Origin of the sequence: Ahniella affigens (genome assembly GCF_003015185.1) — a bacterium.
GTDB lineage: Bacteria > Pseudomonadota > Gammaproteobacteria > Xanthomonadales > Ahniellaceae > Ahniella > Ahniella affigens.
Genome location: NZ_CP027860.1, coordinates 4,105,053 through 4,117,642, shown reverse-complemented (window position 1 = coordinate 4,117,642; position 12,590 = coordinate 4,105,053). Strand labels below are relative to the sequence as shown.

Genomic DNA, 12,590 nt, shown 5'->3' with positions numbered 1-12,590 from the left:
CTGATGTGGCGTGATCTGGAACTCCGTAGACGCTCACTTTCCCGATTTTTCTGAGTCGAATCTCAGAAATCTCCGAATGCGGGCGCGGTCTCGGGGTGGAAACACCTCTCCTACAACTGCGAGAAAAAATTTGATCGGTGTTCGGGCCAGATTCCGATGGTGCCTGTAGGAACAACACGGAGCAATTCGCAATGGCACAACTAAACAGCAAGTACCCGGCGCTGCTCGCCGCAATTCTTGTGGCTGTCTTCCCAGGAGCCAGTCACGCCCAGTCACTACGTGGATTTCAATTCGATCAGCCGGAAGATAGCGCAACCAGTACAGAGACGATGCAAAGGCTGATCATGAAGGTCAGCCCTGCTGCTAACGATTCTGACAAGCAGAAACAACAGACCCCTCAGCAGAAGCTGAATACACTCGGCGCCGCGACGGGCACAACGCTGACCTATATCCGCGCACTTTCTGCCGGTGCCTGGCTGGTTGAGGTGCCCCAGACGCAGTCGCGCCAAGCTATGGAATCGTTGTCTGACAATCTCATGGCGGCCGATCCCTCGGTGCTCTTCGCTCACCCGGACTACCGGATTGTCCAGAGCGCCCTGCCAAACGATCCAAGCTTTTCACAGCAGTGGCACTACCAAGTTCCGTCCTCGACAAACCGCAGTGCCGTCAACCTACCGAGTGCGTGGAATGTTTCGGAAGGGCTCGGTGTGACGGTCGCAGTAATCGACTCGGGATATCGGCCGCATGTTGATTTGATTGGCAATATTGCGCCCGGCGGATACGACTTCGTGAGCATCGGCGACAATGACTCATCGCCAGGTTGGGACAACGACCCGCTCGATACGGTTGGTACGCCTGCCTTCTGCAATCCGCGATGCGCGTGGCATGGCACTCACGTGGCAGGCACGGTTGCGGCAGTCACCAACAATGGCATCGGTGTTGCGGGGGTCGCGCCGCGCGCCAAAGTACTACCGGTCCGTGTCAACACACCCTATAGCGGTCAGCTGTCCGATCTGACCGAGGCCATCTACTGGACTGCCGGGCTCACCGTGCCTGGGTTGCCGGGCCAAGCGCTGCCCCGGGCGCAGGTCATCAACATGAGTCTCAACACCACCTCCCAAACCGGGTGTCCGGCTCAGCTATCTAACGCTATTACGGCAGCATTGACTCGAAATGTGGTGGTCGTGGTGTCGGCCGGTAACAACGACGAAGTGGCTAACTATCCGCCCGCGAATTGTCCTGGCGTCATCACTGTTGCAGGGCTGAAGCGCGATGGTGGCAAGTACAGCGCGAGCAACTATGGACCAAACGTGACCATCTCAGCACCTGCTGGGCAATCGGCCGACAGTAGTAGCTCCGTCTACTCAACGTACAATGATGGTTTGGGCGTCCCGGGTGCAGACAGCTATCGATTCCTGGCCGGCACTAGCATGGCTGCGCCACACGTGGCAGGCGTCGCTGCATTGCTGAAGAGCATGGTGCCAAACGCAACGCCAGAACAGATCGAGCAGTACATCACAAGCAGTGCCCGTCCGTTCACGTCGTCCAGTTGCACCACATCGCGCTGTGGTGCCGGCATGCTCGATGCGAACGCGGCGGTCCTGCAGGCGCAATCTTCGCAGGGGCTCGTATTGAACCCGATTCTGAGTGGCGTCTACTATGACCCAACCACCGCCGGTCAAGGCGTCATGATTGACGTTGATCCGAATGCTGGGGTGGTGTTCATGGGCTGGTATACGTTTGCACATGAGGGTGGCAACCTGGCTTCGAAACAGCGATGGTTCACAGCGGTGTCCGCGTTCGTGCCTGGTAGTCGATCGGCGCAGATGACCATTTACCAAAACATCGGCGGCAACTTCGATAACTTGCCGACTACGAGTGCATCACCGGTTGGTTCAGCAACTCTGACGTTCCAAAGCTGCAATGTGGGCACATTGGACTACACGATCACGTTTGACGGGATAACAAAAAGTGGCAGTGTTCCGTTGACGCGCATCACGACGAGTGAGTATTGCCAAACTGGCGCGATTCCTGCTGTCAGCTTGTCGGCATCGGGCATCAATCCGACGCTCGATGGAAGTTGGTATGAGCCAAGAACGTCGGGTCAGGGTATGCAATTCGTTTTCGCGCCGCAGAACAGCAACACAGCGTTCCTTACTTGGTACACCTACGATATCAACGGCCAGAACGCCGGCACATCAGGACAACGCTGGTATGCCATTCAAGGGAGTTACACACCAGGCGCTCAGCAGGTACAGGGGCTTGCGATCTACGAGTCGATCGGTGGTCGTTTTGACGGCCTGCCGCGCGCACTCCCGCCCGTGCAAGTGGGTACAGCCGATCTCGCGTTTCAGGGTTGCAACCAAGCGACGCTCACGTACAACATTGCTGGACGGCCATCGAGAACTATTCCGCTTACACGGTTGAGCGGCGGTGGCGCCTGTAGCCCCTGATCCTGGTATCTAGGCAATACGGACAGCCACCTTTCGAATGAGTCAAAATAGAAACGTGGCTGTCCATGAGCGCCGCCATCCATGAGCGCCGCCACAATTGTTCTGTGTCCAGTATCTCTCTATTCAAGGTCCCGACACTCATCGCTGTCATCTGGCACTAAATTCTGATCAATGTTGATTCCCTGATTACTTCTCGATGGCACCGATGCAAGTGCAGGAACGTGAGCCTGGGCCTCGGCAATCTGCTGGGCGCTCATTCTTGCGCGAAGTCGGTCAATACTGCGTTGAAGTCCAGGCCGTGACTGCGCGTCGACACTCTGGAGGGAAGCCAAAGCATAGGCCAGTGCTAGCGAATCGTTGGGAGGCAGCAATTCAACGCCTCCACTCGTTGGATAACCTGCGTATATCCAGTGGAGATAGTAGTAGGCTGTACGGTCGCCACGCGCTGCCGCGATACGTAGCAAGTTACCTGCATTCTCCTGATACGCCTTCCAACCATCAAGCTCCGAACCAAACATTGATTCGGACAAAGGGGGCTGAATAGCAAATCTAACCATTGACGGAACGTGGCCGGCTTGTGCTGCGCGCAACTGATACTTCCAAGGAGTCACATCTCGCGGTATCTCAAATCCTTCGCATAGCTTCGCGAACTGGTTACCCCTTTCGGCCAGTTCGGCAGCCTCTGTTACGCGCTGCTCAACTTGGCTTGCACTCGCCCGAGACGAACTTGCGTCACGAACGACAGATTCAGATGCCTTGGTGGCTTCTTGTGCGAAGGTGCATTTCGCGAGATCGATCCCCAGGCGGCAATTGGCTTTAACATCCCCTTGTTCAGCACGTCGCTTGAGATCTGGGAAGCTTATGGACAGAGGCGTGTCGTTGTCGGGTAGTTGGTCAAAAAGGGCGGTGCGCGGTGATGACGGCAACGGCTCTTGTTTGGATGCCGAAACTCCTTCGGTTGAGGTTTGATCCAATACCTCTTGCTTCATGGTCATAGGTTCTTTCGCCCGCAGGACCGATTCGTCATGACCCAGTTTCGGATCTGCGATAACCGTATCTGTCGACGTCAACTTCGTGGCTACGACGGACCGACTGCCCCAAATTGCCACAGAACCCAAGACGGCCAACATCCCAACAAAAATAGGGACGATTCGCCAATTTTTTCCCATAGCAGGACCTCGCACACTCACAAGATTGAAGCAAATCATTCTAATCGACGACTTCATCGGCGATCGACCACGTTTCGGGGCGGTGTGCGATCAAAACCGCCGTCTTACACGTCGACGCAACAGCGCTAACGAACGAAGCTAAGCCACCCACAAACCCCAGGAAACCCGCGCCACTGAGCCGCCCCAGGGCCATGTGTTTCCGCTAAGGTCGCGAGGCCGGTGAAACCTCTGAAGGCCAGTTCAGAGTTCGCCCAATGCGCGGGTGCGTACCCGAACTCGCTATCGGTCCGAAGACAGCCGGCAGGTCAGCACTACTGATCCGCAGCCTGTAAACAAGAACTAGAGGACAAGGCTGCCTGCGATTTGGCTTCGCCGCCTTTGACGACTCGACTAGCTTTCGACTGTGACAACATGAAGGCCTTTCCCTTCTGAGAAAAGGGAACCATTACGGCGCTCGATACATCTCGGTGGTAGAAATCGTTCGTAAGTATGTAGGCATTGCCAAAGTGCAGATCAAGACAGGTTGACGGTACCGATGATTCATCGGCCTTTTTTCTCTCTTGAACCTCCAGAAACACGAGATAGATTTTTCCAATGGCCAAAGGCTGTGTCGTGCAAACGCTGATTATGGTCGAAATGTGCTCAGGAAGTTTCACGGCAAATTGGACTGCTCGTGATTCGATTGCCGCGGTCTTGCACTTACCGTCTGCGACACTGGAGACAGATCCGATCGCGATCACGTCCGAAGTTCTCTCCAACTCCCGTAGCGATGGAGGATCGATCGTAAACGAGCAGGCATTCGTCGCGCAGAGGCCACAAACGATCAAAATCAAAAGGGCCTTGAACTTCAGCCTATTCATCCGTTTTACCGCTCCCAATGCCTCTGACGATCCTGCTAGCAAATTCGCTTGCCGGAATCTCAACAGGAGCATTATGGCCAAAAGTTAGTATGACGACGGGATTCATGGACACCCACATGGCTCTGCTTTGCCCGAAAATCAAGTGGCTGTCTGACTTTCATTCTGGTGTAAGACTCAGTTCGGAAGCCAGCTGAGTGGGCTGGCATCTCGCCAGATTGCTCTGGGCTCCGGCCTTTGCCGGAGCGACGGTAATGGCTGATCGGCTGATCGCGGCGATAGCAGCGTTGATGCTGGACAAGTTCCGATACCAGGGATGTACCAGATTCTAGTGCTGTGCGCGCTTCCGGCGAAGGATACTGAGCCGAATGAAGCTAAGCCACCCGCAAGTCCCAGGAAACCTTCGCCACTGAGCCGTTTCATAGCAATGTGCTCCCCCTAAGGCTGCTCGGCCTCAGAAACTTCTGAGGGCCAAATCAGAAATCGCCCAATGCGCGGGCGCTGCCCTCAACCAATTGCCGGTCCGAAGAAGGCCGGCAGGTCATTCCCTTGGATTCCAAACGGTCCGGCTACTGAAAGCGGGGGGACGTCAGTGATAGTCTGTCGTTTTTGTCTCAGAGGACTCAGCATGAATCGGATGGGCTTCAGTGTGAGTGGTGTTTGCGGTCTTTTATTGGCCGCAAGTCAGGCTTGCAGTGCTGGTGATTTGAACGATTCGGCCGACGCGATTCTGGCCAAACACTTCGACGGGGAAGGGCCCGGAGCGGCGGTCGCGCTGATTGTCGATGGTGAAGTGCGGGCCGAAACGGCGATTGGCTATGCAGACGTCGACCAGGAAATCGCGATCGACTCTCGCACGCTGTTCGACTTGGCCTCGGTGTCCAAACACTTCACTGCTTTCGCGGCGCTCACCCTTGAGCGGCAGGGCAAACTCGATGCCGAGCAACCGGTGTCGCGCTACCTGCCGGACTTTGAAGACGAACCTAGCAGCCGTGACGTGACTGTGAGTGATCTGATCCACCACGTCTCTGGCCTGGCCGACTACAGCTCTGATGCCTGGGAGGGCAGCGATAGCGCGTTCGCGCGATTGACCAACGAAAGCCACCTGTCGTGGCTCAATGAGCAAGCGACGGAGGAAGAGCCGGGGACAGTCTACCGCTACAACAATTCCGGCTATGCGCTGCTCGCGTTGTTGGTCCAGCGCGTGTCCGGGCAGCGCTTCGCGGATTTCGTTCGCGAGCAGCTTTTCAAACCTGCTGGGATGCGCTCTGCGCGAGTCATGGATGACTACAAGCTGCGTTTTCCCCGACAGGCCCGAGGTTATGCCAGCGACGAAGATGGTGAATTCACCTCGAGCAGTTCTCCCTCGTCGGTGACCGGTGACGGCAACATCTACGCCAGTTTGAGCGACATGATCGCCTGGATGCGCGCGCTGGACAGCGACGTTGTGCTGAATAAGCGGGAGAAAGATCTCGCCTGGCGCAACGGCAAGCTGGATTCGGGTGAGCCCATCGAAGACGAGGACGGCAGTGGTTATGGCTATGGCTGGGTGATCGAGGATGACGGCGTGGTGTCCCATTCCGGATCCTGGATGGGCACGGCGACGTATGTGCTGCGCGATCGCCGCAAGCAGATCAGCGTGGTGGTGCTGAGCAATGATGAGAACGCCGAGGTCAGCGACATCGCTGAGGCGTTGGCGGATTTGGTTGACTGAAAAACGCCTCTGGAACAAGTCCCGTCTTCTGGAAAAGATGCGTCCCGGACATCGATGCCCACCCCGTGCAACTCGCCAAACCGTGCATTCCGACCGGGTGTCGCTGCGGTGCTTCAACACGTTATCGGTCCGAAGAAGGCCGGCAGCGCACGTCTTGTGGACGCCCACTTTTCCGGGCGACGTCAAAGGTGACGGCACGCTCCTGTTTCTTCGTGAATATCGGTCCAAAGCGCATCACCCCGTCTGAACAGACTGTGTGAAACGACCGCGATCAGCCCGAAAGAATCAAGCCTGCTCGAGTGCTGGTACCGCTATTGTCGTCATCCTGGAAGCCGCGCAGCGGATTCCGGGATCCAGGGCGATCTTGCGGCGTGCTCGCAAAGATGGCGCACGGCACTCGCGATTGACCGTTTGACACAAGATTGCCCTGGATCCCGGCTGCGCCAGGATGACGACAATAGGGTCTGCCACTGCAACGTGCGGCAGACGCCGGCCGGGTCATCTTCAATGCTTGATAAGGCTTGAGAGCGCTTGCGATACACGCAATTTCGAGTCGAATCCAACATCGTGGGGCGTTTTCACACGTTCTGCGAAGCCGGGCGTCACAACCAATCTCATGCGCGGCTCTGCGCTTTTTAAGGACCTGCCGCATTCACTGACCCCACTAACGCCACGGCCCGTTGCGCGTGACGGGAACGATGGTCTCGCCTGTGAGGCGGAACAGGCCACGCCAGCCGCCGAACCAAAGCCGCCCATCGCGGTCCTGGTAGGTGTCTTGGACCGCGTTGGTGGTCAGTCCCTCGGCTTCACCGTAGTTCTGGAACGTCTTCCCGTTGAACCGGTACAGACCAGCGTTCTCGATGGGAAACCAGATATCACCGGCCCGGTCCATGAAGAGGTCCCATGATTCGGTGCCTTCGACGCCGTCTGGTTCCGTGACGGCGGTGAACGTCTCTCTTTCGAGATAGCAGACGCCCTTGTGGTGCGTCGCAAACCAGATTCGGCCGTTCCCGTCCTCGACGATGGCGTTGACGTTATTGTTAGGTAAGCTAAGACACCCATAAATCCCAAGTAACCCGCGCCACTGAGCCGTCTCAGAACACGATGTCTCTCTTGAGGTGGTATGGCCTCAGAAATTTCTGTGGGCCTTTTCAGAAATCGCCCAATGCATGGGTGCTGTCGTCAACGAATTATCGGTCCGAAGACAGCCGGCAGGCCATACCACTGCCATGGCAGCGAGGCATCAAGTCGGCCCAGGCAGCTAACTGTCGCCCGTTCTAGAACTGAGCCGCATTAGCAACGCTTGCGATTCGTACCGCCGCGACGACTGGTCCGATGCCTAGTACCGTATGGTGAACTAGGCTGTACTGTCGCCTATCATTTGAGGGGTGATGAGCATCGTTCGCCATCCGATCATTCGAATCCATTCGTGAAGATGCCGATCCCGAGAATTGGGTCCTGATCGGTTGCGGAATTGTTGGCTGGATTGATGTCGATCTGCGGCGAAGTTGTCTGCGCGCTGGCCGTGTTATTGGCAAAGCCGCCAACTGCACTGTTGACGGTCGCCATGACATCAAAATGCACGTGCTGGCCGACGCGCAGACTAACTGGTTCATTGAGATTTCCCGTGCCAGCACCAATGGTGGGACATGAAGCTGTCGATTGTGCCTGGACACAGCTCCAGCTGCCGTTTACCAACGTACTCGGTAAGGTGTCGGTAACAATCACGCCCCAGGCGTCAACAGGGCCGGCATTGCTCACCTCAATCGCGTAAACCGTCGCGGCACCATCCGGCAACTCCGAGACACCATTGCTCTTGGTCACCTGAAGGTCGACGTTGACGACTTCGTCAGCGCCGATGGATGGCGATCGCGGGGACCGAATCTGGCCGTCAATGTCATTAATCAGGTCAAAAATGCGGATGGAGCCGGACACCAGTGGGCTTGAATCCTGCAAATGAAGATCGTCGGTCGATATATGCTGCGGTGGCTGTTGCATGGCGTGAGCGTCGTCTGCCACGGCGGATTGCCAACTGGACAAGCTCGCGAAGTTGGTTCCCGATCCTGCGCTCAGGGAACCGATCCGAAAGTGACCTGCATTGGCACCGGACGAAAAAAAGTTGTTGTAGTCAGAAATGACCGCAGTCAACTCCGTTGCTGCCATGGCGACGGCGAAGCTGGAGGCTGAAACCGCCGTGGCAGTTTGGGTGTTGGAGAACGTATTGTTCTTGATGTCGATTCTGGGATTCTGACCTTGAACCGCCAGTGCGCTGCTGATTCCGACAGCGGCTCCCTGGCTTCCAGACAACCAAACGGAGTTATTGCTGACGCGCACGTAGCCCGAGTAGGCATCTGGCGGCGTGCGGACAAGGATGCCAGCAGTCAAGTTGTCGGCGGTCGCGTTTCCGCTCACGCCGCGAATCATATTGTTGGCGATGTTGTGGTTTCCGTACGTGCTCGTTGCAAGAAAAATGCCGACGGCACTGTTGCCACTATTGGTGGACACACTGGTGATGTCGTTGGCTTCAACGATGCTTCCGGAAATCGCCCCGGCCGCCACAGCCGTTGCTGACATGTCTTCCGAACCCAATGCAATCCCGGCAGCTGGTACGCCTGCAACCCCTTCTGGAACGGCAATTCGGTTGAGACTGATTGTCGCGCCGAAACCGCCTCTGACAAACACGCCGGTTTGCCCGATCCGATCGGGACCGACACCACTCAGGTCGTTGTGCGTGATGGTTGCGTTGACATTGTCGTACCAAATTTGGCTCGGCGCATACAAGCCAAAGCGCGCGCGACCCATAAAGCAGTTCAATATCTTCGTTAGTACCTGACTGCCAATGGTACTGTTGGCCGGATAGCGACCGAACCGAATGCCAGCTTCAGAAATCGTAGGGTCAGATCCGTAAAGGTTTAAATTTATCAGCGTATTCTGGTTGGCATCGCCATTGATGCTGTAAATTGCGATCGCACTGACCAATGGGCTCGGATGGTTGTTCCGGATCGTCAACTGTCGCGTGGCTGGATTGCCCCCGGGGCCTTGCCCGCCGGCGGCATCGATGATCGCGCCGTTGACGAAGACCCGGCTCGTGCCTACCAGCCGAATCAGTGGACCGGCATAGCTGCCCACAACTGTCCGCGGCACGCCAGCGGGTTGGATTTTCAGGTGCGTGTTGGTTCCGGCAGATCCCTCCTCAACAAGCTTGTTCAATCCAAACTCGCCCGTTTCATTGAGTAAGTCCGACGTAATAAAAACGGTGACATTGTCGGTAACTGTAGACTGATTCAACCGATCAAAAAGGCCCCCTGGATTCGTCAGCGACGTAATGGTCTCACCAACACCAACGTTATAGTTCCCAGCAAAGCTTCCAACGATTCGATAGCTCGACGGATTGCTCGGCGCAACGGTCACATTGTTGACGGAGGTCCCTACAAACCCTGCATTCGGGAACGCTTGAATGTTTCCGGCCAGATCTTGCGCCACAAAGAAGTACTCTATCGTATCGCCGACCGCCAAGCCGCCAACCAGATCAGGCACAATCTGGCATCTCCAGTCTCCGTTGACCGTCGTGCCAAGCTGGACTTGGCAGCTCTGCGACACATACGGTCCCGTGCCTTTACGATAGTAGACACGCGGTGCATCAGGCTCGTCGCTTGGCATGCCAGACGCATCAAAGATCGACACAACCAGATTTCTGATCTGAAGCGAGCTAGTTCTTGGTGCCGGCTCATGACTCATCTGTGGACCGACAAGATCAAGCCACGAGCCGTCGAACTCGTCGGCACCAATGTCGGGCGCTTTGGCGCCACCGCGAACGGATCCGATTGGACCAGGGCGTGTCTGGCCATCAATGTCAGTATTGTAAGACGATTCCCTATTGAACCCGCCAGACTCTAGTCCAGTCTGCAACGAGCCCATGTTCAGGTGCAAATCAGAGCTCGGATTCACAAAGTTGACCTGAACACCGCTCAAACTGTGGGCGTCGCTCAGCGAGGTGGCTTTCCAGTCAGCGAAGCTCAAGGCCGTACCCCAATAACCAACGCTATCCGGGGCAGCGTTCAACACATTGAAGTCTGATCTACCCGGTGCCCAGGGACTGGCCGGCGCGCTGGCGCCGAAGTTGTTCGCGATCGCATAGTGCTTGCCGGCGCCACCAACACGGGTGTTGACGATCAGGTTATTGCGAATCTCCGGTGCAGGATCGAGCGTTTGACTAGAGAAGTTGCCGATATGAAGGCCGAAGCTGGAGATCGGTGTCGATGCACTTTGGACCCCGGTAATGTGGATCGTGTTGAAGAGGAAGCGTGGTCGCAAGTCAGGCGCCCCATCCAATCGGGCGTGCATACCTACAAAGGCAGTGCCCGTGGATTGCCCCGCTCCCAAACCGATCATGTTGCTGAGCACCAAAGTGGAGCCGCCAATGGTGCTGGGCCCGACCAATACGCCGGCCGCCATGCCCGGCGCGGTCATGGCACTCGCGGTGCTGGCGTTTCGAACATCGTAGATGCGGTTGAACTGAACACTAGCGCCGTAAGTACCTGCAATGGCAACGCCGGCAGCATAGGTGCCGGCTGTGCCAGTATTAAATTCTGCGACGCGCGAAATAGAGTTGCTCCTGACTTCAACGGTTTCGCCCTGTGCAATGGCAATACCGGCCGCTGCAACCAGACCATCATCGACATTGGTCGTGGTGGCGTTCGACTGCACGTCGCTAATCTGGTTGTTCTCGATGGTCAAGGTGGCGACCGATGGTCCGCTCATCGCCCAAATGGCACGGGCGAATCCATGGTTGCCGCTGCCGAGCGCAGCAAGGTTCCGAATCGTATTGCCCTGAATGGTGTAGGTCGACTTCGAAGTTGTAGCGATCGCGATTCCGCTGACACTGGTGCTTCCCGACGTCGTCAGACTTCCCGATCGGATACTCTGCGCGGTATCACCACCGATCGTGTTGTTCAGGATCGTCAATATCGAGGGTTGCAGGCCCACGCTGATTGCGCGAACGTGTACGTCAAGTTCGCTGCTGCTGCCGATAGCAGACAGGGCACCGATGATATTGCCCTGAACGAGATAGTTCGTTCCTTGCTCAATGGCGATACCAGTTAGCAATGCACCAGACCCCGAAACATTCGCGGTGATCTGGTCGACACCTGTGCTTGCGCCGATGATGTTCGGACTGATGTTTCCGACATTGACCGGCCCGCCAGCTAGCCGGATTCCACAGAGCACACCAGCGCCCTCACCCTGATTGGCTTGAGTGCTGAGTTGGATGCCAGCAATGGTGTTGCCTTGCACACTGGTGACGGTGCTGCCACCGACGGTAAGGTCCATACCGATGAACTGTGTTGCCGAGCCAGATAACGCGTAGGTACCACTCCCATTGGCATTTGCGAAACCGATGACGTTTCCTGAGACGACGTGTCCCTCACCGCCAGTAATTTGAATGCCACGATGAATATTGCCGGCCAGAAATGTGCGCGCTACCGACTGATAGAAGCGATTGTTGGAGATCGTCCAGCCGCTGTTCCCGGTATCAATTGTAATGCCGGAGGAGCTTGGGGCAGAGGCGTTGAAATAGTCTCGAATCTGGCAGCCCGTGATGATATTCCCGCTGTTGGAAGCGCCCATGGTGCTCAATGCCAGGATGCCGTTCTGTGGTGCATTGCTGGGCGCGGGCGCGACGACGCAAGAGGCCCACTCATTGTTGTCATTGCCGGTGACGCTGCCAGAGCCAACTAACACGACGCCCGTCCCGCTGCCTGTGCCGGCACCCTCGATCGTCAAGCGAATGAACTGATTATTACTGGCGTCCGCTCGCAGCCTGATCGTACTGGAAGCGCCCACGTCATCATTCCGGATAACGAGGCTATTCCCCGCGTCGTCCAAGCCATCGATTACGACATTGTCGGCACCATTGAAATCGAGTAGGGCGCCTGCGACGCTGCCCGCAATCAACCGTGCGCCACCGCCACTCGGTGTTATCCGCAAGCCGGTGTAGGCAGCGGCCCCCGCGCCTGCTGCGTTCAGGACAGCGGGCGCTGACTCAGTCGTGTTGCCGGTGAGTGCGATGGTCACATCACCGCGATGCGTACCATTGTTGATTGCATCAAATGCTTGTCTGACCGTGGTGTAGGTTGCACTTGGGGTTCCCGCGGTCGATGTCAGCGCGACTTGCGCCGAAGCGGTCATTGCGATGCCAAGCATAGGCAGCATGCAAGCCATCGATAATCTGCTGCTCTTAGTCAGCGGGCTTCGGCGCAGTTCCATTGAGCGTGATTCGAGCATTTGGCGACAAACCTTCCTCTGAGTTTCTGACGCGAAAGTCTAGCGCTATTGGCCGACCAAGTGACCCGGCAATCGAGCGTCGCATGCACCATTCTGCGTGGATGATGTGGCTGGG

6 protein-coding genes are annotated in these 12,590 nt (G+C 56.8%); 2 read left to right on the top strand and 4 right to left on the bottom strand.

The genetic code is table 11. The features are described from left to right. The first annotated feature begins 191 nt into the window (after window positions 1-191). Window positions 192-2,453 (top strand): S8 family serine peptidase, encoded by a 2,262-nt coding sequence (locus tag C7S18_RS15815; RefSeq protein ID WP_106892480.1) that lies wholly within the window; start codon window positions 192-194, stop codon window positions 2,451-2,453. 119 nt (window positions 2,454-2,572) lie between these two features. Here C7S18_RS15815 and C7S18_RS15810 read toward each other — a convergent pair whose 3' ends face one another. Both C7S18_RS15810 and C7S18_RS15805 read right to left on the bottom strand, forming a co-directional pair. Beyond that, entirely contained in the window at window positions 2,573-3,679 is a 1,107-nt protein-coding gene (locus C7S18_RS15810; RefSeq protein ID WP_146151955.1) for a hypothetical protein, read from the bottom strand. Between the two features lie 254 nt (window positions 3,680-3,933). After that, a complete protein-coding gene (locus C7S18_RS15805) occupies window positions 3,934-4,482 on the bottom strand; it encodes a hypothetical protein (protein WP_106892478.1) in 549 nt (182 codons plus the stop codon). 625 nt (window positions 4,483-5,107) lie between these two features. Between C7S18_RS15805 and C7S18_RS15800 the strand changes: the two genes are divergently transcribed. Then, window positions 5,108-6,193: a serine hydrolase domain-containing protein gene (locus tag C7S18_RS15800; RefSeq protein WP_170113301.1), complete on the top strand. Its 1,086-nt coding sequence runs from the start codon at window positions 5,108-5,110 to the stop codon at window positions 6,191-6,193. A 664-nt stretch (window positions 6,194-6,857) separates the two neighbouring features. Here the strand turns inward: C7S18_RS15800 and C7S18_RS15795 are convergent. Together C7S18_RS15795 and C7S18_RS15785 are read right to left on the bottom strand one after the other, a co-directional pair. Next, on the bottom strand, window positions 6,858-7,085 hold the full coding sequence (locus C7S18_RS15795; protein WP_106892476.1) for a two-component regulator propeller domain-containing protein: 228 nt from the start codon (window positions 7,083-7,085) through the stop codon (window positions 6,858-6,860). A 521-nt stretch (window positions 7,086-7,606) separates the two neighbouring features. Continuing rightward, complete coding sequence (locus C7S18_RS15785) at window positions 7,607-12,403, bottom strand: DUF11 domain-containing protein (protein ID WP_170113300.1); 4,797 nt, start codon at window positions 12,401-12,403, stop codon at window positions 7,607-7,609. Window positions 12,404-12,590 lie beyond the last annotated feature (187 nt).